The following is a 22,855-nucleotide window of genomic DNA, read 5'->3' as shown; positions in this document are numbered from 1 at the left end:
ACAATGTTTCCTCGTTGAACTTCAATCATCGGGATGCGTCCGATAGCCTGCTTTCTGCTCTGTATTTCTGCCGCCGTTACTTCCGCGCAAACCGCGCCGCACCGCTTTACTGCCGATTGGATCACCGCGGCGGATGCTCCTTCGTATGAGCCTGCCGTGGTGCATTTCCGCAAGGAGATCACGCTCGACGCTGTGCCTGCACACTATATGGTTCATGTATCGGCCGATAATCACTTTGTGCTGATGGTGAACGGCAGGCGCATCGGTGACGGCCCAAGCGTTGGCGATATGCAGCATTGGCGCTATGAGACCTACGACCTCGCACCTGCCCTCCACGCCGGACGTAACGTAGTCGCGGCCACCGTGTGGAACCTGGGAGAGATTGCTCCGATACGGCAGATTACCTGGCGACTTGGATTTCTCCTGGAGCCCGAATCGCAGGCCGAGGCGGCGATCGCCACCAACAAAACCTGGCAGGCGATTGTGGAGCAGGGGTATGGGTTTTCTCCGAAGCCGGATGATTTGAAGTACTTCTACTACGTGGCATCTTCGGGCGAACGGATCGATGCCGCGAAGTCCACTTGGGACTGGAGCAGCGACAGCCCGCAGGGGGATTGGAAACCGGCAGCCTCGCTGGGCAGGGGAGTGACACGCGGTGAAAACCCTGGCACCAACTGGCTACTCGTTCCCGATACTTTGCCCCCGATGGAGTTCAGCGAGACCTATGCAGGCCGTGTCGTCCGTAGCTCTGGCGTTGAAGACGCCGAGCGCTTTCCTTCGCACGCGATCGTGATCCCGGCAAACAGTCATGCAACCTTGCTGATTGATCGTGGCACGCTCACAACGGCGTATCCCACGCTGACGGTTTCCGACGGCAAGGGGGCTGATATCGCGATGCGCTACGCCGAGGCGTTGATCGATGACCACGGCAACAAGGGCAATCGCAACCAGATCGAAGGCAAACACGAGGTAGGGGTATCCGATGAACTGCTGCCTGACGGTGGAGCTCATCGCGCCTTCACGCCCCTTGACTGGAGAACGTGGCGCTATCTGCAGATGGATGTAACCACCGCGGCGACTCCCTTGAAGCTGGAGTCGCTCACGGTAAATTTCACCGCGTACCCCTTCGAGCATCGCGCGACATTTTCGAGTGATGACGACTCGCTCTCGAAGATCTGGGAGGTCGGATGGCGCACGGCCCGGCTTTGCGCACACGATGCCTACATGGATACGCCTTACTGGGAGCGGCTGCAGTACATCGGTGACACGCGCATCCAGACGCTGATTTCCTACACCAACACGGGCGATGACCGGCTGGCTCGACAGGCCATCCTCGCCTTCCGCGATTCCATGCAGCCGGAGGGGATCACGCAGAGCCGGTATCCGTCCAGGCTTCTGCAAATGATCCAGAATTTCTCGCTGATATGGGTTGGTATCGTGCACGACTACTGGTACTACCGCAACGATCCTCAGTTCGTGCGTGAGCAGCTGCCCGCTGTGCGGAGTGAGCTGAGTTATTTTCGCGCACGCCTGAACAAGGATGGATTGCCTGCATTGCCCGACTGGTGGCCTTTCGTGGATTGGGCGGCGGGATTTCCTGGAGGGAACTCGCCTGCGGATGCGAATGGAGTGAGCGCGGCAGGCGGTCTCTTTTATCTCGAAGCATTGAATAACGCGGCAGAGATGGAAGATGTTCTCGGGGACGCAAACCTCGGCCGTGAAGACGCGGATGAGGCCGCACGGCTTCGCAAGACGATCTATGACCGTTACTGGTCGCAGCAGGACGAACTGCTGGCGGATACCACAGAGAAGAACCACTTCAGCCAGCAGGCCAATGCCCTGGCGGTGTGGCTCGACGTGATACCGAAAGCGCAGCAGGCGGCAGTGATGACGCGAATCTTCTCCGCGACCGATGCAGGGTTCCATACGGATAGCCCGCTGCCGAAGGAGTTTTCGGTGGCGTCGAACTACTTCCGCTTCTACCTGACGCGCGGCCTCGTGCATGCGGGGCTGGGCGACCGCTACAACGAGACACTCGCTCCGTGGAGGACGATGCTGTCACTGGGGCTGTCGACATGGGCCGAAGAGCCGGAGCCCACGCGCTCCGATTCACACGCCTGGACGGCGCACCCGAACATCGATCTGCTAACGACCATCGCCGGCATTAGGCCTGCTGCTCCGAATTTTGCGCAGGTAAAGATCGCTCCGGCACTGGGTTCTCTCAAGCAACTGAAAGCCAGCTATCCTTCGCCCCGCGGTGAGATCGCCGTGGACTACAGCGTGCGCGGAACTTCAGTGCACGCCCAGGTAAACCTTCCCGCCGCGCTCACCGGAACATTCGAGTGGAAAGGGAAGAGCTATCCCCTGCATGCGGGCGCAAACGCGATGGATGTGCCGAAGGATTGAGGTCTGGTAAACGCCGCAAGTGAATCGGATCCTCTGCGGCGTTCACCTTGGGGTGGCTACTGAACCGTCAGGGTAAATGTGCTGCTGTGAGTAACGGCTCCTCCAGCGGCAGTTGCCACGATGGTTATGTTTTGTGCGCCCGCTGGTGTTCCCGGGTTTCCACCGCCTGACCCTCCAGATTTGCCGCCGCCGCCGCCTCCGCATGCCGATAGTGTGAGCAGGACCGCCGTTCCTGCGATTGCCAGGAGTAGTCCGAAGCTTCGGTAAGAGTTACGGATACGCCTGGGTGAAAGCATCAGGAAAATCAGCGCTGCCCATGCGATCGTTGAAAGCCGGTCTGAGGCCTGAGGTAGAGCGGCGGTGGTTGCCGCAGTAGTTTGAATAGTGACCGTGGCGGTGGCGTTTCCGCTTGGCGCCAGGTTTACCGACTGTGGAGCGAACGCACAGGATGTCTCGGAGCCGAGGTTTGTGCATGACAGGTTGACTGCTCCGCTGAATCCACCTACCGAAGCAAAAGTTAAGGTGCTGGTAGCGGATTGGCCTGGGGAAACCGATCCGCTGATGGGTGTGGCAGTGAAGCTGAAGTCCGGAGCGACGACGTTAACGGTTATCGATGCGCTGCTCGATGCGTTCAATGAGTCCCCGGAATAAGTGGCTGTCACCGGGACTGCTCCCGCCGTTGTCAGGCTGGCAGAAATGGACGCGCCGCTGCTGGTCAGTTCGGCTGTTCCCAGAGCGACCCCAGCTGCTGTGAAGGTCACAGTGCCTGTAGGATTGAGGCCGCCGACCTGCGCTGTGAATGTCAAGGATTGGCCTTGATTTACCGTGGCTGCTGATGCGGTGATGGTAGTGTTTGTCGGTAGCAGGGAGGGGGCCGTTGGAGCAGGATTTCCCTGGTTGAGCAGTATTGTGGCTCCGCCGCTGCTTAGTGTGACAAAATCCAGTTTCCCATCTGAAGTTGCGGGGGCTTGATTATTGATACGAGCAAGCGCTGAAGAACGTGGATAAGGGTAGAACGGTCCAGTGGAAGCGCCGGCAAAATAACTGTGGTCGTCGACTTCGAAATTACCCTTGCCGTCGCCAGCCAGCACCCGGAGCGCAATGTTGTGAGATGGATCGGAATATTTGATAACCAGATCTGGATATCCATCCCCATTGACGTCGCCCGCAGTGGCATCTATGAATCGCGTGTTGGGAAGCGAAAAGCTGTAAAAGGGTGTAGTTCCGAATGTTCCATCGCCCTTTCCCGCATAGATTCCTTCAAGCGTGACCAGATCGGGTTTTGAATCTCCATTCAGATCCTGCACCAGAGCCGCGTTGCCGGGTAAGGTGGTGGAGAGCTGCTCAAAGGTCCCATCCCCATGGCCCAGGTATACAAGATTGCCCCATAGCAGATCAGGTTTCTTGTCGCCATTGAGATCGACGAGGAGAAGGGGGTTGTCGATCGTGGGATCTATGTCCACAACTTTGCTTTTCAATAAAGACACAGGCGATGCGAAGGTCCCATTGCCTTTTCCAGGAATGAGAACGATGCCCATGACGTCGTCATAGAGATCGCGATAGGACGCAACCACGTCGAGATTGCCGTCTCCATCAACGTCTCCTGCGACAGCGGACTGAAAACCATAGGCGCCAGCGTCTACAGTAGTGGTTGCCTTCTGGATAACGCCATACTTGCTTCCCTTCAGAAATAGAAGATGGGCATCTGAGGCCGGATAGCCTGCCCCTCCACTCGTGAAGTCAACAATGTCGATGCTTCCATCATTGTCAAAATCCCCGCTTACGATCGGATACGAATACTGTGTGCTGGCCTCGTTGGCGGTCACGGCTGGGAGCGTGGTGGCTGGAAAAAAAGTTTGATCTCCTCGTCCCAAAGAGGCGACAAAGTTACCGAATGGATCCTTGTAGACCAGGTCGGTCAGTCCATCGTGATTCAGATCGACGGGAAGCGCCAGGTTATCCCCCGTAGGTACCGTGACGACGCCCTGATAAGTGTTGTTTCCGTTTCCCCGGAGCAGGGTAAGCTGTGCATAGGTCGCCGCTTCGGAGAGGGAGATATATCCTCGCTGCAGAGAGTAGACGAGTAGATCTAATTCGCCGTCTGCCATCGAGAGAGGGAAGGCGGCATCCCCCGCAGCGTATGTGCTGCCCAAAGAGAAATTCCCATCCTTATCGCCAGTGAGAACACTCGTTGCAGCTGCGCTCACAATCAAGTCGTACAGGCCGTTGGATCCTGTGCTTACAGCTGTGATGCTGGGGGCGTTATAGATCGTATACAGGGAAAGAGGAATGAAAGAACCGGCCTTGAACGTGCCGTTCGTCTGGCCGAATAGAATTTGTACTCCTGTCGGATTATTTCCGGCTAGATACGCTACGTCCGCGATCCCATCATGATTGAAATCTCCCGAAGCCGACTGCCCGAGTACATAGTCGTTCGCGGTGCCCAGTGGGACGTCTATCGCGCTTTGCATCGTTCCGTCGCCGTTGCCGTACAGCACTGACATTCCGCTTGGCATTGCGTTTCCGGAGCTCTGAAAAGCCGAGACAAAGAGATCCTGTTTGCCATCTCCGTTGAAGTCACCGGCCAGGAGAAACGGTGGGTTATAACCGCCGATGACGTCGTCGGTGGCATAGGTTCCGGCGTTCACGAGTTTGCCCGGGCCGTTTATGCCCCGGTTAAGCATGACGCTGACTACGGTCTCTTCATAAGCATGATCCGGTACATACATTTCCGTGTAGAGAATGACATCCGGATAGCCGTCTCCATTCAGGTCAGTAACTGCCGAGGCCAGTCCCTGCTTCGTATAGGTAGTGACCGGTTGAAAGGTTCCATCCCCGTTTCCCAAGATGACTCCGATGGTTCCTCCGCAGTTCAGGATGAGATCGAGTTTCTTGTCCTGGTTCAGATCGGCGGGAATGGCGAGGAGCGGTAGATAATTCAGGCTTGACGCATTTGGAATGACAGGGCACGTTGCCGGAATTATGGTATCGATCGGCGTGCTGCCTATCAGATGCTCACCGCTGAGAAGCACATGGAGGGTTGGTACGGAGGACTCGTTATCGGCATATACGACATCTTCCAAGCCATCACCATTGAAATCGCCGGTCGTGACTCCGAACGGAATCGCTGTGAGGGAATGAATAGGAGTTACTGGAAAGACCGGCTGGGACTGAGGGAAGGCAGCGGTGAAGGCAAGCTGGAGCACGAACAGGAGCCCAAGCACACGAAGAGCACGTGTCTTAAAAGACCGAGGAAGAAATGACATAAATGTGGGTGGGGGAGTTGGAACAGAACGATTCTATCCGCTGCGTTCCAACTATCGCCAGTAGTTTGTGGCCATCGAACCGTTTCCAGAGGAATAATGTGAGGGCGCGATAAAGAGCGATGCACGCGAATGAACATCAAAAGATGCCCGATATCCGTGATGGTGATCGCGATTCTGTATGTCGTTGTGGGTGTGGTTGCGAGTGCCTACCACTTTCACACCTTGCTTGAGCACGACCGCGATGCGGTTTTCATTGAGATTGTTGAATGGACGGCTATTGTGACCGGCATCTTCCTGTTGCTGGGTCGCAACTGGGCTCGCTGGCTGGCCATCGCCTGGGCATTGTTTCATGTGGGCGTGAGCCTGGCCGACTGGAGGCATCAACTGGCTGTGCACCTGATCATTGCGGCCGGAATCATCTGGCTGCTGTTGCGCAGCGATGCGGCTGAGTATTTCTCCACCATCAAATAAGGAACAAAAAGCGCCCCTCAGTGTGAGGGGCGCTTTTCGTTTACTGTTCTTAACTCAGGCCTTGGCTGCGCTGAGGATCTCCTGCAAGCGGTCGGCGATGATCCTGTCTTCGCCTTCCTTCAATTGCCATACCGCGAAGCCGAAGGTGTTCGGGTCCTCGGTGCGATGGTTGTGGTGTTCCGGCTTGGGCTTCTTATCGGCCTCGGGATCGCGTCCGCGCATACCGCTGGCTCCCGCACCCATGCTGCCGATGCCGACTGGCCTGGTGGCGGCCAGTTGCAGCAGCACATCGTGGCCCGTGATTTTCGTCTTTGCAGGGTCGATCTGCCAGCTGTAGAACGGCGTGACATTGCCGAGTGCGTTCGGATCGAACTGACGGGGCCTTGCTGTAATACCGAACTTCTCGACTGCCTTTGTGATCACGGCGGCACGCTCGTCGTACATGCGGATGACCGCGTCGAAGTCCTGATGATGTTCGATAAATATTTCGAGCGCCTTCAGCAGGCCAAAGATTGTCTCTTTACCCACCTTGCAGCAGCGGCCGATGCGGTCTTCCTGCGGGCTCATGTTGAGCAGCGACCACTTGATGAGATCTTCGCGTCCGATGAGGATGCCAGAGGCCTGCGGTCCGCAGATGTCCTTGCCGCCGGAGAAGGTCGTCAGATCGAAGCCGACCGCCGGATACTCCCACAGGCGCGAAACCGGCGGGACATCCGCCGAAGCGTCGTTGAAGGTGTAGATGCCGTGTGCCTTGGCGATGGCCACGGTCTCCGGTCCGCTGACCTGCCCGTGATCGGAGAGGATGTTGGTGAAGTGAATCGCCACCGTCTTCGGGTTGATGGCGTTGATCATCTGTTCCTTCGTTTCGACTTCGACCAGCGTTGCGCCGGTCTGGCGAATCTGGTGGTCGAATGCGTAACGATGACTCTTCTGAATGATCACTTCTGTGCGGGGGAAGCCGGTGACATCGGGGATGGTCTTGAGGCGCGGTTCGAGGTCCTCGGTCATCATGGCCGAGTAGCCGACAACCAGCGCCGCAGCTGCTCCGCCTGTCACCAGACCGGTGTAGCCTGCGGGCGATTTGCAAAGCTTGGCGATCCACTTGCCTGCGGCCATCTCCAGCTCGTCGATGAGGACGAAGTGCTGGTTGCCCTGGCGGATCAGCTCCATCACTTCAGGCTTCATAACCGAGCCGCCAATCACGGTCACCGTCCCGTTGATGTTGATCAGCGGCGTTACGCCGAGCTCGGCGTAAATATCCCCGGTGGAACCGAGACCGCTCTTGATAGGAACGATCGGGTGCCCATCATTGGAGGTTGGTTTCAGAATGTCTGCAACGCCTGCGTTCTTGCTACCCATACCTTCGGCCAGCAGCTTGCCGGCCTCAGGCGTAAGCACGGTACCTGCGGCGGCTCCAAGGGCAGTCAGGAAGGAGCGTCGGCTCCAGTCAAATTTCCAGCTCATCAGTCGATCCTTTTCTTAAGTTCTTAGGCGCCGGCAGGCGGGTTTACGACGAGGGCAGAGCCCACGATTTCGATCAGCGAATCGCCCGGGATCCACTCCAGAGCCATGCAGGCGCGCGAGGGAGCTTTTCCGGGGCTGAAGTAGGTCCGGTAAATCTTGTTGAGCGCGTCGTACTGCGCATGGTGCGCATCGAAGCGGGCTTTACCGCTCGGCATAGGCACGCCGTCGGCCAGGGGCAGGCAGAGGAAGACCTGCAGGTTCAGGATGCTGTCCATGGTGCAGCCGTTCTCTTCGAGGGTCTTCTTCAGAGCATCCATGGTGCGGGTCACATGCTTTTCAAAAGGATCCGCGACAGTTACGTGATCGGTAGCAGGATACCCGTCGTTGGAGCCTGTTCCCGAGAAGTAGTAGACGCCGTTGTGCACATGGTTGTTGCCGTGGCGGGGGGCGACAGTGGTTTCAGGCGTTGCGGGCGCCGTGGCCTGCGCGATGAGACGGGGCGCGCCGACGGCAGCGGCCGTCATGGCGGCAAGTTTTCCAAAGAAGGTGCGCCGGGTGTTGATCTGCATCAGGAATCTCCTTGCTGGTTCCGCGGAATTGTCGCTGAGGATGACTCAGGGGTACTTACGGGCAATGCTACAACGTTTCAATCGATTTTTTGCAGCGCGGATAGGCTGGCTATATTGTCGGGTGCAAGCGGAAACCTGCCATGGGCCGGATGGCCGGTACAAATATAGGGCAAATGACTTGTGTCCACCGGCGGACGCAAAAGCGCCGGAACGCATCTTATTGTCGTGTCTTCTCCTGGGGCGTTTTCCCGTTTTCGGGCCATGGTTTATTTTGCCGGGTTCCTCGTCAGCGTGTTTCTGGTGAAATCGCTCCACGCGGATATCGGGATTGTTGTTGCAGATCCAACGGGTGAAGGGTCGTCAGCATATACACACGCGGGCCATGCCCTGCTCTATCTCTCCGGAGTATGTCCGGCATCGCCGGTGCGGGCGCGGCTGTGCACGCCGGGAGAGCAGGGATCGATCATTACGATCTTTCCCGATTTTCACGAGCTTCAACCTTATGAGTGGAATATCGTCCCGGTCAGCATGTACGTCAACGGCACTACGGACCCGAACGATCGACTCCTCATCGGCACAAAGAATGTAAAGGTGGCGATTACGGGCCGAGCGAGAAGCGGCTATCTCGCCCCGGTGTGCGGCGGCGAGTGCCCGATGGTTCACCGCAGCTACTGGCGGGACACGCTTGCTGCAACCATCGAGCGCGATGTCTTTATCTATGCGGTGAAGACAACGCCTGAGCAGGACGCCGCCGCAGTGGCATGGCTGAACGACCAGCCCAACGTGAACCACTACAAGCCGATCACCGACAACTGCGCCATGTTTGTGCAGCGTATTGTCAATTCGATCTTTCCCAATGCCATGCGCCGCGACGTGCTGAACGATTTCGGAATCATGACGCCAAAGGCCGGAGCAAGATCGTTTTCCCGATGGGCGCACGATCGGCCTGAGCTTGGTTTTCATGCCATGCACTTCGAGCAGAGACCGGGCACTCTACATCGCAGCGGCACGGCCAGTAACGGAACGGAAGCGGCATTCCATATCAAGAAGTACCTGATCCCGGCCTTCTTCATCGGCGACCATGAAGTGGCTGGTTCCTTCTTCGTTATGTATTTCCTTACCGCCCGCTTCAACCTCTACAACGAATATGCGAAGTATCCCTCCCCGCAGTTGACCGGCCTGGTGGCGGAACGCAACGTGGCAAAGAAGCAGGACGAGACCCGCAGGGTGGGTTCGCTCGATGAAGAGATCGCCGCATCGCGCTCCGGGTTAACAGGCTCCGAGCTGGAGTGGCAGAACTATCGAGCACGCTACCTGGCCATGGTAGAACGCAATCCCAAAGCCGAGAAGAGATGGCTAAAGGAGCAGGGCCAGCATTTTGATTCCGCCACGGTTACGACAGACGGTAACGGGCAGCTGTGGATGACATGGCCGGGCGATCCGCGCCACGTGGGCGTCTACAGTTCCACCATATTGAGTTCTGAATCTGATCCCGGGCTGGCATTTGAGCTGCTTAGCTGGCGTGTCGGTTATGTTCTCGAGGCGAAAAAGCGTATGCGGCCGCCAATGCCGGAATTCCACGAGGACTGGGCTCTCTTTGAGGCGGCCTATCGTAGAACACATGATGCGGAAGTCCCTGGCGAGCGGGTTGCGGCAGTCGTGGCGCCTTAGCGTGAATGTATACTTGGCACGCCTCTTTATGATCTGTTCTGATAAATGCAGCTGAGGTTTCCTTGCCGCCTTTCTTTTCGTATTCGCTGAGAATTCTTGTCGTTTCCGCCCTGGTGGCCGGCGTGTGCCGGGCGCAGGAACCGTTTCCCGGCGAGCCCGCGTCGCCGCCCTCATCTGGACAGCCTGCGCAACAGCAACAGCAACAGCAGCGTGCGCCTGTAAACATGCCGCCGCCGGTAATCGCCGACGATCAGTTCGCGACGCCTACCCTGCATGTGAACACCAACATTGTGCTGGTGCCTACCCTTGTCGAGAAAAAGTCGGGAGACGTGCTTTACGGTCTGCAGCCCAAAGACTTTGTGCTGACAGACAACGGCGTGCAGCAATCCGTGCATGTCGACGAAGACATGGACTCGCAGCCGGTATCGCTGGTTATTTGCATGGAGCGTGGCCGCGATGCGGCGATGGAGTTCGACAAGTTCGCGAGGCTGGGACCGCTTCTCCAGATGTTTACCGGCGAAGGCCAGGGTGAGGTGGCGCTGGTTGTCTTCGATTCGCGGCCGACCTATCTTGAAGCCTTCCAGAAGGACACCTCCTACATCGAGCAGGACCTCGACAACCTTCCTCCGGGCGATGGCGGAGCCGCCATTCTCGATGCCGTTGGCTACTCCGTAAATCTGCTGCAGCAGCGCCCGGTAGATCATCGCCGCGTGCTCCTGTTGATCAGCGAGACGCGCGACCACGGCAGCCGCCATGTCACCATTCCGCAACTGGTCCAGCAGATCGGCACAACCAACACCCTGGTCTTCAGCCTGGCTTTCGCACCATCCAAGAGCGAGCTGCGCGAGTGGGCCAAGGGACACGGCGGCATGGGCAACGACATCAATGTGCTCGCACCGCTCATGATGACAATGAACGCCATGCGCCGCAATACGCCCAAGACGCTGGCTTCGATGAGCGGAGGTGAATACGCGACCTTCGCTCGCGACAAGAGCTTCGAGGACCACATTGCCGAAGTGGCCAGCCACGCTCGCAATCGCTACATGCTGAGCTTTCATCCGACCGACCTGACACCGGGCCTTCATGACCTCAAGGTATCCCTCACGCAGGACTACGGCGCGCGCATCGTTTCCCGTGAAAGTTACTGGGCTGTGAACGATGCGGCCAAGACTCCCTGACGTTCGTCTATAAGCGCATGAGTGAACATGTTCAGTTGCAGGCCGCCGATGGCCATACCCTCGACGCCTATGTCGCCAGGCCCGCAGGAGAGCCGGTTGCGGCGCTCGTCATCATCCAGGAAATCTTCGGAGTAAACGGACACATCCGGGATGTTGCCGATCGCTATGCGAAGGAAGGCTATCTTGCCATCGCTCCGGCGCTCTTCGATCGCTACGAGCGTGGTGTGGACCTCGGCTACGATGAGGCCGATCGTGAAAAGGCGATGAGCTTCATGCCGAAGCTCAACTGGGAGCTGTTTGTCACGGATACCGAAGCTGCTGCCGAGTATGGACGCAAGACAACAGGGAAGAAAGCCGGCATTGTGGGTTACTGTCTTGGCGGCACGGTCGCATGGATGGCATCGGCACGCCTCAAGCTGGACGCGGCGGTCGGCTACTACGGCGGCGGCATTCCCAAAATGATCGAAGAAAAGCCGAAGGCGCCGACGATGCTTCACTTTGGCCTCAAGGACACCCATATTCCCAAGGACGCGGTCGACAAGGTGGGTGAAGCTTACCCTGAGGTGCAGATTTTCTGGTACGAAGCGGATCACGCCTTCAACAACGATCGCCGCCCCAGCTTTGCGCCCGAAGCAGCGAAGCTCGCGAAGGAGCGCACGCTGGCATTCCTGAAGGAGCATCTCGGCTGACCGGTTGGGTTTCCGGCCGCTCGCTCCCTGTAAAATGGTCATGAGACAACATGGCTGAGAAAAAGGAAGCAAAGGTCGCGGCTGAGCAGAAGCGGCAGGCGGAAGAAGCGAAGAAAAAGGCTGCGGCCGGGCAGGATGACGACGTCGTCGGCAAGGCCTACGACGGTCGCCTGATGCGCCGCCTGATGACCTATATGCGGCCCTATAAGTGGGTCGCGCTCTTCTCGTTGATAGCCATCCTTATCAAGGCATCCTGCGATGTTCTGGGGCCTTACCTCGTTGAAGTTGCCATCGATCGCTACCTCACGGCACACCCCTCATCGCGTTCCGCGTTTCTCTCGCGCTGGCTGAGCAGCGACGCACGCCACGGCATCCTGCAGGTGGCGATGCTCTACCTGGGCACGCTGGTGCTTAGCTATGTGCTCGAGTTTCTGCAGACCTACCTGATGCAGTGGACGGGGCAGAAGATCATGTTCGACATGCGCCGCCAGATCTTCGGACACCTGCAGCGCATGCACATCGGCTTTTACGACCGCAATCCTGTTGGCCGCCTCGTCACCCGCCTTACCAGCGACATCGACGCCCTGAATGAGATGTTCACTTCGGGCGTCTTCGCAATCTTTGAAGACGTATTCGTGCTCGCCGGCATCGTCTTCGTCATGCTGCGCATGAAGTGGTGGCTGGCGCTGCTGTCGTTTTCGGTTCTGCCGCTGATTCTGATCGCCACCCGTATCTTCCGCAAGTATGTACGCGATTCCTACCGGCGCATTCGCGTGGCCATCGCTCGCATCAACAGCTATACGCAGGAGCACGTCACCGGCATGAGCCTGGTGCAGCTCTTCAGCCGCCAGCAGCGTGCCTACGACGACTTTGAGGCCGTCAACCGGACGCACATGGTCGCCTTCAAGGACTCGATCCTCGCCTACGCGCTCTACTATCCCGCAGTCGAAATCTTCAGCTCGATTGCCATCGCGCTGGTGATCTGGGTCGGTGGCCGCGGTGTCTTCCGCGGCGCGGTTTCGCTCGGCGTGCTGGTGGCTTTCATCCAGTATTCGCAGCGCTTCTTCCGCCCCATCCAGGACCTGAGCGAGAAGTACAACATTCTGCAGGCAGCCATGGCGGCCAGCGAGCGCGTCTTCAAGCTGGTCGATACGGCACCTGAAATCGTCTCGCCCGAGCATCCGATCGCCACCAGCAATTCGGGCAGCATCGAGTTCCGCAACGTGTGGTTCACCTACGAGCGGCTCGACGCGGAAAAGCGCGAGCGCATCGCCCGCTCAACTCCGGAAGAACTGGAAGCGATGACCGACATCGAGTGGATCCTGCGCGGCGTGTCGTTCTCAATAGCTCCGGACCAGACCGCAGCGATCGTCGGCCACACCGGCGCCGGCAAATCGACCATCATCAGCCTGATGATGCGCTTCTACGATATTCAGCACGGCCAGGTGCTCGTCGATGGTGTCGATGTCCGCGAACACGACCTGACCATGCTGCGCCAACACTTTGGCGTGGTTTTGCAGGACGCCTTCCTCTTCAGCGGAACCATCGGCAGCAACATCCGCCTTGGCACGGATTCAATCACTGATGAGCAGATGCGCGAAGCCGCCGAACAGGTAAATATTCACGACTTCATCTCGACGCTGCCGGGCGGCTATGAAGAGCCGCTGCGCGAGCGCGGAAACAGCCTCTCGACCGGGCAAAAACAGCTGATCAGCTTCGCTCGCGCCCTGGCGCACAACCCGCGCGTACTCATCCTCGACGAAGCAACATCCTCGGTCGATACCGACACCGAGCTGCGCGTCCGCATGGCGCTCGAGCGCATGATCGAAGGCCGCACCTCGGTCGTCATCGCCCACCGGCTATCGACGGTGCAAAAGGCCGATACCATCCTCGTCATGCACAAGGGCCAGCTGCGCGAAATGGGCAGCCACCAGGAATTGCTCACCACGCGCGGACTTTACTGGAAGCTCTATCAGCTTCAGTACAAGGACCAGGAACTGGGCCTGCCTGCAACCGGACTGACGCCTTCTCTGGCGCTCGGGACTGATTGAGCGCGGTCGCAGCTCAGATTTAAGTCAGTCATTTACGATAGCTGCAAGGAATGACAGCACGCCCAAAAATCTTTCTCTCCGCCGGTGAGGCGAGCGGTGAAGCGTATGGCGCGAGCCTGATCTCGCTGCTTCGTGACAGCTTGCCACAGTCCGAGTTCTTTGGTCTCGGCGGCCAGCACATGGAAGCACTCGGCATGCGCCGCATCGTTAAAGCCGAAGACGTCGCGGTCATGGGCATCACCGAGGTCATTCGGCACCTGCCGCATATCTATCGCGAATATCGACGGCTGAAGGCGTCCATCCAGACCGAGAAGCCCGACCTTGCCGTCCTTATCGATTTCCCTGATGTAAACCTGTCACTGGCGAAGCACCTGCATCGGGCCAGAGTGCCGGTCGTCTACTTTGTCTCCCCGCAGTTGTGGGCTTGGAAAAAATACCGTATCCGCGAGGTGCAGCGGTACGTTGATCGCATGGTCGTAATCTTTCCCTTTGAGGAGCAGTTTTATCGCGAAAGGCAAGTGGAAGCGAATTATGTCGGCCATCCGCTCGCCGATCTGCCTCTGCCCACCATTTCTCGCGAGGACTTTGCCCGCAAATGGCAGCTCGATCCGGCTAAACGCTGGGTGGGTCTGCTGCCCGGCAGCCGCGCCAAGGAAATTCGCCTCAACCTGCCCGGTATGATCGAAGCGGCGCAGATACTGACGAAGGACTACGATCTTGAATTCGTGCTGCCGCTCGCGCACACCCTCACCGCCGCTCATCGGGAGATGACCAGGGCGATGCTGCCTTCCAGTCCGCGTATCACCATCACGGACGACGCACGCGGTACACTGCTCCATGCACGTGCCAGCGCCGTGGCGAGCGGCACTGCTACGGTAGAAGCGGCCCTGATTGGCCAGCCTTATGTGGTCGTGTATAAAGTTTCTCCGTTGAGTTATGCGGTTGCGAAGCGGGTTGTCGACGTGCCGCACGTGGCCATGGTGAACCTGATCGCGGGACGTCCGCCGGAACAAAGAATTATTCCTGAGCTGATCCAGGGTGACTTTACTGCGGCAAATCTCGTCTCACACCTGCGGCAGCTTCTGGACGAAACGCCGGAGCGCGCAGCCATGGTTTCCGGTCTGCGCGAGGTATCCGGTATGCTCAAGGCCGAGGACATCGCGGGTGGCGACTCGGCGATGCAACGATTGACCGGCATCCTATTAGACGTTCTTCAGCATCAGCAGATCACAGCAAGGTAATATCCTCGAATTGCCAGAATCAAAGACCATGACGAGAGACGCATCCGCAGCCAGGCTCCGCTTCCGCATTTATTCCGTCATGGTGGCTGCTGCCACCTTTATCGTTCCTGCTCTCCACGCCGCTGACCGGCCGCAGCCTATCACTATTACTGCCTATAAGATAGACGCCGAGCTGAAACCATCGGATCACACCCTTTCCGCCACCGCGCAGGTCACTTTTACCGCGAACGCGCCGCTTACAACGGCGGTCTTCGAGCTGCATGGGGCGCTGAGAGTGGACTCGGTAACGGACGCAGGTTCGAAGAAAACGCAGCTGAACGGGGAGCGCGGCGCGGAGGCTTCGCTGCTTGTGACCCCGCAGCAGCCACTTATCCCAGGCCAGAGCTATACCTGGATCTTCCACTACTCCGGCGCCCTTCTGAGCGACGAAGGCGGACCAGTCCAGGGCCTGAAGCTGGCAATCGTGGATAACCCCGTGTCATATCTGCTTTACGCCGGCCGCTGGTTCCCGATGGTGGGCTACCAGACCGACCGCTACACGGCCGAGATTCATGTAAAAGTGCCTACCGGCTACAAGGTGATCGGCAGCGGAGTTTCCGGAACGCCGAAGTCCGAGGGGGACGAAGACGAGTACGACTTCAACTGGACCAAGCCCGGATTTCCCGGCACCATCATTGCGGGTAAGTTCGACGCCCCGACTTCGCCTGCGCCAAATATCCACGTCTACACCCTGCCGGCGCATAAGACGGTTGCAATGGATTACGCGCAGAGCGCGCTGCGCATCCTGGCCTTCTTCACCTCCACCTTTGGCATGCCGGAGTCGAGCAATCTGAATGTGGTCGAGCTGCCGGATGACACTGTGCCTGCCTACTGGGCTCCTGAGATCGCTGCCGTTGCCGGAAACCGTATCGGCGGCAAGAATGACTTCCGTCTGCTCTCGAACACCATCGCTCACCAGTGGTGGGGGAGCGAGACGAGCCCGGCTTCGCTCAACGATGCCTGGATCACGAACGGCATGTCCCGTTACGGCGAACTTTTGTATCTTGAGGACTCCGCCGGAAAAGCGGCACTCCAGAACGCAATTCTCGACGTCGCCGCGGGAGCGATGGCTTACGATACTATTCCACTTTCAAGCGCCGGCCGTCTGAATGCCTTTTCGCCGGAGTTCCAGTCGATGACACTGGAAAAAGGCGCCATGGTTTTTCACATGCTGCGCTGGGAGGTTGGCGACGACAGCTTTGTGAAGATTCTGCGCGCCTCGCTCTCGCAGTTTACTGACAAGAGCATCAAGTCGAGTGACTTCGAAAAGTTGTCGGAAGCGCAGTCTCAGCAGCAGCTCACTCCGTTCTATGCACAGTGGCTTGACGGCACAGGCGCGCCGGAGTTCGTGAATAAATACACGATCTATCGCCTGGGCAATAACAAGGGTTTCCGTACTATTGGAGAAATTCAGCAGGATCTCGACCTCTTCAACATGCCGGTCGAGTTGCGAATCGAGACGGACGGTAAAACGGAGAATCGACGTATTTCGGTCGTAGGTACAGATTCTCAATATGTCGTGGACACCTTCGGGCGTCCTCGCCATGTGCGCATCGATCCCGATAACTGGGTCCTGAAGAATACGCCGGAGCTGCAGGTGCGCGTTTCCATTTTGAAGGGGCAGCAGCTAGTGGCGCAGGGCGATACCACTGCAGCCCTCGCGGAGTATCAGAAGGCGCTGCAGGCGAATCCCCAGAGCTCACTGGCCAGTTATAGAATTGCGGAAATATTCTTCACGCAGCGTAACTACCAGTCGGCTGTGAACTCATACAGGGATTGCCTGCGCGGAGATGACGATCCTAAGTGGACCGAGGTCTGGAGTCATATCCAGATAGGAAAGATATTTGATATCACTGGACAGCGTGATCGCGCCATCACCGAATATCGCCAGGCGTTGCAGACGAATGACAACACCGCGGGAGCTCTCAACGAAGCCCGTCACTACATACAGGTGCCTTATAAGAGACCTGACAGTGAATAAGAATGCGGTTGCAGTTACAAGGCGCAAAAACGTAAGGTAGCATGGTGTCTTTACGTATAAGGTTTAACAGTTCCCCATAACTGATTTTTCTTCCCCCATACGTTCATTGGAATTCGCGGACCCTTCTCTTCCTTTTAAGAGCATCCGTCACATTTCCATCACGCTCCGCCACATGCTTGTGTGCGGACAATGGGTGAGTCATGAACAGGAATGCCGCGGACGTAGTACTGGAATTTATCGACTGCATCAACTCTCACGATGTCGCGAAGCTGGCGACGCTGATGAGCGACGACCTCCTCCTGGTGGACGGTCTTGGCCAGCAGACTCGCGGGCGCTCGCAGGTTCAAAAAGGCTGGCGCGCCTATTTTTCCTGGTTCCCTGATTACACGATAGAAGTTTATGACGCTGTGAGCCGCGGCGAGCTGGTTGCTGTATTTGGGAGCGCCGAAGGAACATATTCAGTGCGCGGCAAACTACTGCCGGAGAATCATTGGAAAATCCCGTCCGCCTGGAGAGCCATCGTGCGTGACGGCTGCATCGTCGAGTGGCAGGTGTACGCGGACAATGAACCGATCTGGAAGGTCATGCGCGCCAAGCGTTATTAAACAACAGCGGCTAAAATCGCCTTATGACAGTTGAAGGAACGAGCAGCACGCGGGTGATCGACCTGCGCAGCGACACCGTAACTCACCCCACTGAGGCGATGCGCCACGCCATGGCAACAGCCGAAGTGGGTGATGACGTTTATGGAGAAGACCCCACAGTCAATCGCCTGGAAGCCCGCGCAGCGGAGATCTTCGGCCGCGAGTCTGCTATCTTCGTGCCCACCGGATCCATGGGGAACCAGATTGCGATCCGGCTGCACACGCAGCCCGGGCAGGAAGTAATCTGTGAAGCCCGCGCCCATATTCTTGACTGGGAGATGGCGATGGTCTCTGCCTTTTCCGGCTGCCAGTTGCGCCCCGTTGCGGGCGATCGCGGCGTGTTGACCTGGGATCGGATCAAGGCGATGATCGCTCCTCAGATCTATTACCGCCCCATGACCGGGCTCATCGCGCTTGAGAACTCGCATAACATGGCTGGCGGCACCGTCACTCCGCTGGAAGTGTACGAAGAGATCTGGTCGGGCGCGCGAGACGCTGGTCTGCCTACGCACCTCGATGGCGCTCGCGTTTTCAATGCGGCAACTGCGCTGGGAATTCCTGTTTCGGAACTCACCGCAGGCTTCTCGAGTGTGATGTTCTGTCTGTCGAAAGGCTTGTGCGCACCTGTCGGCTCGATGCTGGTCGGCAGCAGGCGGTTCATCGAGCGTGCCCGCTCGGTACGCAAGATGCTCGGTGGCGGCATGCGTCAGGCCGGTATTCTCGCAGCGGCCGGGCTCATCGCTCTGGAAGAAATGCCATCACGGCTGGCGGAAGATCATGCGAATGCCCGTTTCCTCGCCGAGTTCGTTGCCACGCTGCCCGGCGTAGAAATCGATCTGTCGACCGTGCAGACGAACATCGTCATCTTCCGTTTACTCGGAGTGCAGGACGTAGGTCCGGTGCTGGCGCAACTGAAGAAACGCGGCGTGGCCGCAGGTTCGGCGGCATCAGACCAGATTCGGTTCGTGACACATCGCGATGTGAATCGCGCAGACTGTGAGTCGGCGTCTCACATAGTGGCAGAAGTACTCTCTGGACAATCGTTTTCCTGAATGAGCGAAGCCAATACGCGGGGAAACACGGTATAACGGAGGAGAGTTTGAAACTCAGGAGACCTACGATGACTAAGAACATGATGAAGCGTGGCCTGGCAGTGGCCGGAATCATGGCGCTCTGTGCTTCGGCAAGCGCGTTTGCACAGAACAAAGCGATCGACTTCAAGCAGGGAATGCCGTTTAGCGATGGCTACGTTGCAGGCAAAACACTTTACGTGGCTGGGCAGCAGGGTCCGGATGAAAATGGCAAGGTGACCGGAACGGATATCACACTGCAGACGACCAATGCGATCGCGGCAGTGCAGAAGGTCGTCGAGAAGGCTGGCTTCAAGATGTCTGACATCGTCAACGTGACTGTCTACGTCACGGACCTGGCGGATGTGCCGGCGATGAACAAGGTCTACATCAAGCTGATGCCCGATCCGAAGCCGGCGCGCGCAACGGTTAAGGTTGCAGGGCTGATCGGCGACGCAAAGATCGAGATCAGTGCCATCGCTGTAAAGAAGTAATCGCGCACACAATGCAGGGCGGTCCGGGCATCCGTGCCGCCCTTACCATTTCCGTTTCCATCCCTCCGAATGCGACGCCCGTTTCATCTCGAGCTTGAGGCTTTCCGCACATGGAGATAAGACATCTCCGATCGTTTATCGCTGTAGCGCGTCATCTTAACTTCGGACGTGCCGCACGGGAGCTGCACCTCTCGCAGCCCGCGCTCAGCGCACAGATCAAGGCTCTCGAAGAAGATATCGGCGTGCAGCTGCTGTCGCGCAATCGTCGCAGTGTAAGCCTGACGCAGGCCGGCGCGAGCCTGCTCCATGATGCCCAACATCTGCTCGAACAATTGAACGAATCACGCGAGCGGGCCCGCGCCATCTCATCCGGAGAAATCGGCCATCTCCGCATCGCATTTGTCGCTTCCGCGACGGTGCAGATCGTTCCGGCCATCGCGCTGGCTTTTCGCAAACGGTATCCTCGCGTCACGCTGGATCTGAAAAATCTGCCGACCGTTGCTCAGGTGGAAGCCTTGCGGTTGAGAACGCTCGAGGCTGGGTTTGTGAGGTTGCCACTGCACGTCCCAAAGCTGACGGTAACGCCGTTGCACAGCGAGCCCTTTGCCATGGTTCTTTCGAAAACTCATCGGCTGGCGAGAAAGAGAGCGCTTTCGGTTGCCGATCTGGCAAACGAGCCATTCATCGCTTATGCGGAAAGGCTGGCGCCCGGGTTCTACCAGGAATGGACCGGAATCTGCCGCAGGGCAAAATTCACCCCCGTGGTGATCCAGGAGACCTCCGAGATGGACACCGCGCTTGCGCTTGTAGCGGCGGGTATGGGAGTTGCTATCCTTCCACTCGGCATCGCCAGCCGCTATCGCGATTCGCTGCTGGTAAAACCGTTGACATCCGAAAAGATACAGTCACAGATCGGAATTGCCGTCGCCGAAGAGGCGCGCGATCCGCTGGTTCTTAACTTCGTAGCCTTCGCGAAACAGGTAATGAAGCAATCGAATCCCTAATCAGAAAAACCGATCACTGTGTTCCAAAGATACAGTTGGACGAATCACCGTGCCGAGCCTCTAATGAAGTGGAAGGAAGAAAGAGGATTTGTACATGATCTCGTCCATCAAGGAAGCTGTTAATCGCAGGTCGTTTCTGGGCGCAGCCGCCGCTGCGCTGAGTGCCGGAGCGATATTTTCTCCTATCGCCGCGGCTCAGAGCAGGGAAGAGATCCGCAGGGGAACAGATAATCACTCTGCTGATAATCCTGGTCCGGTCAATCGCCTGCTGCAGCAGGAAAACGCCAGCTCCAATACGCCGCCGGATACCGATCACGGCGATGTTGAGACCTTTTGGTATTCCTTCGAGCTCGCACACCGCCGCATCCAGGATGGCGGCTGGACGCGGCAGGTAACGCAGAAAGATATACCCGACTCGAAAGATCTCGCCGGCGTGAACATGCGCCTGACCGCGGGCAGCTACCGCGAACTGCATTGGCACACGGCGAACGAGTGGGCATACATGCTCTACGGCTCGGCTCGCATCACCGTCCTCAATCCGGATGGAACGATCTTCATCGACGATGTGAAGGAGGGCGATCTCTGGTTTTTTCCCGCCGGCTTTCCGCACTCGATCCAGGGTCTCGGACCGGATGGCTGCGAGTTTCTCCTGGTCTTCGACCAGGGAACATTCTCGGAATACCAGACATTCTTGATCTCCGACTGGGTAGCTCATACGCCGGCAGAGGTTCTAGAAAAGAACTTTGGATTGCCGGCAAGCGCGATTGCCAAGCTGCCGACGGATGAAGAGTATATTTTCCCGGGTACCATCCCCGGTTCACTCGAAGACGATAAGCGCGCGGTAGGTGGCAAGGCAGTCGAGTCGAAGGTGTCTTACAGCTTCCGAATGCGTTCGATGAAGCCGGACTTCGAGGATGCAGGAGGCAGCGCCCGCATCGTGGATTCAACTGTCTTTCCTGCGTCAAAAACTATTGCCGCCGCGCTGGTCATTCTGAAGCCAGGAGCCATGCGCGAGATGCACTGGCATCCCAACTCTTCCGAGTGGCAGTACTGGCTTAAAGGCTCAGGGCGCATGACGGTGTTTTCTTCAAGCGGCAAGGCACGCACCATGAGCTTCAACGCGAACGATGTAGGCTTCGTCCCTGCTGTGGCCGGCCATTACATCGAGAACACCGGAACCGAGGACATCGTATTCCTTGAGATGTTCAAGTCCGATCGCTTTTCAGACGTATCGCTCAATCAGTGGATACGCCGTCTACCGCAACTGATCGTTCGCGAGCACCTGCATCTCGATAATGGCGAAATCGATCGCATCCCTCATGCAAAGGAGCCGGTGTTGAAGTAACGCTAAGCGGACGGCTTCTCGTTGTAGGAACCGTCCGCATTTGCTCGCACCACGAGGCGCAGAAAGTCTGCGAAGCTCTGGCCCGCTCGCGGGATAAACTCTTCTTCCAAAACCTCGAAAGCCTGGATGCGATCAAGGCGGAAGCTGCGGAAGTCATTGCGCAGCTCACACCAACTCACCAGCGTCCACGCGCCTCCCCAAAAGATCAGCGCCAGCGGGCGCATGCGCCGTTCCGTAGCAGCTCCGCTTTCACTGACGTACTTCATCTCGAGAAAGCGGCGGTTGACCGCAGCGTCGTGCAGTGTATCGAGCGTACGGCGCAGAGGCTTCGGGACCTTGTAGTCGGGGGCGTAAAGCTGCACCTGGTCGATGCGTTCGCGAAGATCCGGAGGCAGTACCGCCTCGATCTTGCGGAGCGCCTGGTTGGCTGCCTCTGCCATCTCGATGCCGCCCCATGCCTTGACCATGCGGGCGCCAAAAACAAGTGCGGTAATCTCGTTACGGTCAAACATCAGCGGAGGAATGTCGAAGTCGCGTCGCAGCGTGTAACCCACGCCCGCTTCGCCTTCAATGGGAGTGCCACTGAGCTGCAGTTCCTGAACATCACGGTAGATTGTGCGTTCGGATACCTCAAGCTTCTGCGCAAGGCTGCGGGCCGTGAGCAGACGGCCCGATCGCAGCAGTTGCACAATGCGGAAGAGTCGGTCGGCGCGGCGCATATCGACTTATCGTAATCCTTCATTCTGTGGTTTCTCATTGCGAGTTTTAGACAATAGCGTGCAAACCGACGCTGTTTCCCTCGGTGTCCTGGATGCGCGCTACCCAGCCGACGGCAGGGATATAGTTTTTGTCTTCGACGATGGGCTGGCCCGCTTCGATGGTGCGTTCGAGGACCGCGTCAAGCTTGTTGTCGCAATTGAGAAATACGCAGACGCCTGCGGATATCAGTTCAGCTTCCTGCTTGTCGACGACACATCCTGTAACTGCCGGATGCTCATAGGGAAAGATCGCCATGCCAGGAAACTTCGGATCGCGCTTCATCTGGATCGCGAAGACTGCCTCGTAAAAATGCACAGCCCGCTCGAAATCGATGGCAGGAATCTCGAACCAGGTGACAACGGGATTGCGGAAGGTGGGTACGGTCTGCTCGGTGGCGTTTGGAACGGCGGTCGCAGTGCTCATGGTGTCCTCTCATTCGTGCGTAAGGTGTCACGCTCAAAGAGAAGTTAACCGAGTGCTCCTGACAGCATTATGTCAGCAGGCTGACATAAA

Annotated in this window: 18 protein-coding genes; 13 read left to right on the top strand and 5 right to left on the bottom strand. The window is 57.8% G+C overall.

Translation table 11 applies throughout. The features are described from left to right. Window positions 1-33 precede the first annotated feature (33 nt). A complete protein-coding gene (locus tag LJD29_RS00680; protein ID WP_446743824.1) occupies window positions 34-2,406 on the top strand; it encodes an alpha-L-rhamnosidase-related protein in 2,373 nt (790 codons plus the stop codon). Between the two features lie 56 nt (window positions 2,407-2,462). On the opposite strand, the gene LJD29_RS00675 is transcribed toward LJD29_RS00680, so the two are convergent. Next, the gene (locus LJD29_RS00675) at window positions 2,463-5,630 is read right to left on the bottom strand and encodes an FG-GAP-like repeat-containing protein (protein ID WP_446743823.1); all 3,168 of its coding nucleotides are present in this window, start codon (window positions 5,628-5,630) and stop codon (window positions 2,463-2,465) included. Between the two features lie 171 nt (window positions 5,631-5,801). Between LJD29_RS00675 and LJD29_RS00670 the strand changes: the two genes are divergently transcribed. Then, the gene (locus LJD29_RS00670) at window positions 5,802-6,143 is read left to right on the top strand and encodes a hypothetical protein (RefSeq protein WP_446743822.1); all 342 of its coding nucleotides are present in this window, start codon (window positions 5,802-5,804) and stop codon (window positions 6,141-6,143) included. A 54-nt stretch (window positions 6,144-6,197) separates the two neighbouring features. Here the strand turns inward: LJD29_RS00670 and LJD29_RS00665 are convergent, their stop codons facing one another. Both LJD29_RS00665 and LJD29_RS00660 read right to left on the bottom strand, forming a co-directional pair. Beyond that, entirely contained in the window at window positions 6,198-7,607 is a 1,410-nt protein-coding gene (locus tag LJD29_RS00665; RefSeq protein ID WP_446743821.1) for an aminotransferase class V-fold PLP-dependent enzyme, read from the bottom strand. Between the two features lie 23 nt (window positions 7,608-7,630). Further along, window positions 7,631-8,176 (bottom strand): RidA family protein, encoded by a 546-nt coding sequence (locus tag LJD29_RS00660; RefSeq protein ID WP_446743820.1) that lies wholly within the window; start codon window positions 8,174-8,176, stop codon window positions 7,631-7,633. Between the two features lie 261 nt (window positions 8,177-8,437). Between LJD29_RS00660 and LJD29_RS00655 the strand changes: the two genes are divergently transcribed. The 11 genes from LJD29_RS00655 to LJD29_RS00605 all read left to right on the top strand — a co-directional run bounded on the left by LJD29_RS00655 (window position 8,438) and on the right by LJD29_RS00605 (window position 21,583). Next, window positions 8,438-9,847 carry a hypothetical protein gene (locus LJD29_RS00655; protein WP_446743819.1) on the top strand — a complete coding sequence of 470 codons (1,410 nt, stop codon included), beginning with the start codon at window positions 8,438-8,440 and terminating at the stop codon, window positions 9,845-9,847. A 62-nt stretch (window positions 9,848-9,909) separates the two neighbouring features. Further along, complete coding sequence (locus tag LJD29_RS00650) at window positions 9,910-11,025, top strand: VWA domain-containing protein (protein WP_446743818.1); 1,116 nt, start codon at window positions 9,910-9,912, stop codon at window positions 11,023-11,025. 17 nt (window positions 11,026-11,042) lie between these two features. Next, window positions 11,043-11,714, top strand: a complete 672-nt coding sequence (locus LJD29_RS00645) for a dienelactone hydrolase family protein (protein ID WP_446743817.1) — start codon at window positions 11,043-11,045, stop codon at window positions 11,712-11,714. Window positions 11,715-11,764: 50 nt separating this feature from the next. After that, window positions 11,765-13,765 carry an ABC transporter ATP-binding protein gene (locus LJD29_RS00640; protein WP_446743816.1) on the top strand — a complete coding sequence of 667 codons (2,001 nt, stop codon included), beginning with the start codon at window positions 11,765-11,767 and terminating at the stop codon, window positions 13,763-13,765. Between the two features lie 50 nt (window positions 13,766-13,815). Then, window positions 13,816-15,006: a lipid-A-disaccharide synthase gene (lpxB, locus tag LJD29_RS00635; RefSeq protein WP_446743815.1), complete on the top strand. Its 1,191-nt coding sequence runs from the start codon at window positions 13,816-13,818 to the stop codon at window positions 15,004-15,006. A gap of 28 nt (window positions 15,007-15,034) precedes the next feature. After that, window positions 15,035-17,026: a tetratricopeptide repeat protein gene (locus tag LJD29_RS00630; protein WP_446743814.1), complete on the top strand. Its 1,992-nt coding sequence runs from the start codon at window positions 15,035-15,037 to the stop codon at window positions 17,024-17,026. A 200-nt stretch (window positions 17,027-17,226) separates the two neighbouring features. After that, window positions 17,227-17,631: a nuclear transport factor 2 family protein gene (locus LJD29_RS00625; RefSeq protein WP_446743813.1), complete on the top strand. Its 405-nt coding sequence runs from the start codon at window positions 17,227-17,229 to the stop codon at window positions 17,629-17,631. 23 nt (window positions 17,632-17,654) lie between these two features. Continuing rightward, the gene (locus LJD29_RS00620; RefSeq protein WP_446743812.1) at window positions 17,655-18,722 is read left to right on the top strand and encodes a threonine aldolase family protein; all 1,068 of its coding nucleotides are present in this window, start codon (window positions 17,655-17,657) and stop codon (window positions 18,720-18,722) included. Between the two features lie 68 nt (window positions 18,723-18,790). Beyond that, entirely contained in the window at window positions 18,791-19,234 is a 444-nt protein-coding gene (locus LJD29_RS00615) for a RidA family protein (protein ID WP_446743811.1), read from the top strand. 110 nt (window positions 19,235-19,344) lie between these two features. Next, window positions 19,345-20,238: a LysR family transcriptional regulator gene (locus tag LJD29_RS00610; RefSeq protein WP_446743810.1), complete on the top strand. Its 894-nt coding sequence runs from the start codon at window positions 19,345-19,347 to the stop codon at window positions 20,236-20,238. Between the two features lie 94 nt (window positions 20,239-20,332). Next, a complete protein-coding gene (locus LJD29_RS00605) occupies window positions 20,333-21,583 on the top strand; it encodes a cupin domain-containing protein (protein ID WP_446743809.1) in 1,251 nt (416 codons plus the stop codon). A gap of 2 nt (window positions 21,584-21,585) precedes the next feature. On the opposite strand, the gene LJD29_RS00600 is transcribed toward LJD29_RS00605, so the two are convergent. Both LJD29_RS00600 and LJD29_RS00595 read right to left on the bottom strand, forming a co-directional pair. Continuing rightward, a complete protein-coding gene (locus LJD29_RS00600; RefSeq protein ID WP_446743808.1) occupies window positions 21,586-22,302 on the bottom strand; it encodes a helix-turn-helix transcriptional regulator in 717 nt (238 codons plus the stop codon). Window positions 22,303-22,348: 46 nt separating this feature from the next. Then, window positions 22,349-22,765 carry a VOC family protein gene (locus tag LJD29_RS00595; RefSeq protein WP_446743807.1) on the bottom strand — a complete coding sequence of 139 codons (417 nt, stop codon included), beginning with the start codon at window positions 22,763-22,765 and terminating at the stop codon, window positions 22,349-22,351. Window positions 22,766-22,855 lie beyond the last annotated feature (90 nt).

It is taken from the genome of Silvibacterium acidisoli, from assembly GCA_022870745.1.
In the GTDB taxonomy this organism is placed as follows: Bacteria; Acidobacteriota; Terriglobia; order Terriglobales; family Acidobacteriaceae; genus Silvibacterium.
The sequence above is the reverse complement of the archived record's forward strand: the minus strand, read 5'-3'. Positions and strand labels throughout refer to the sequence as shown.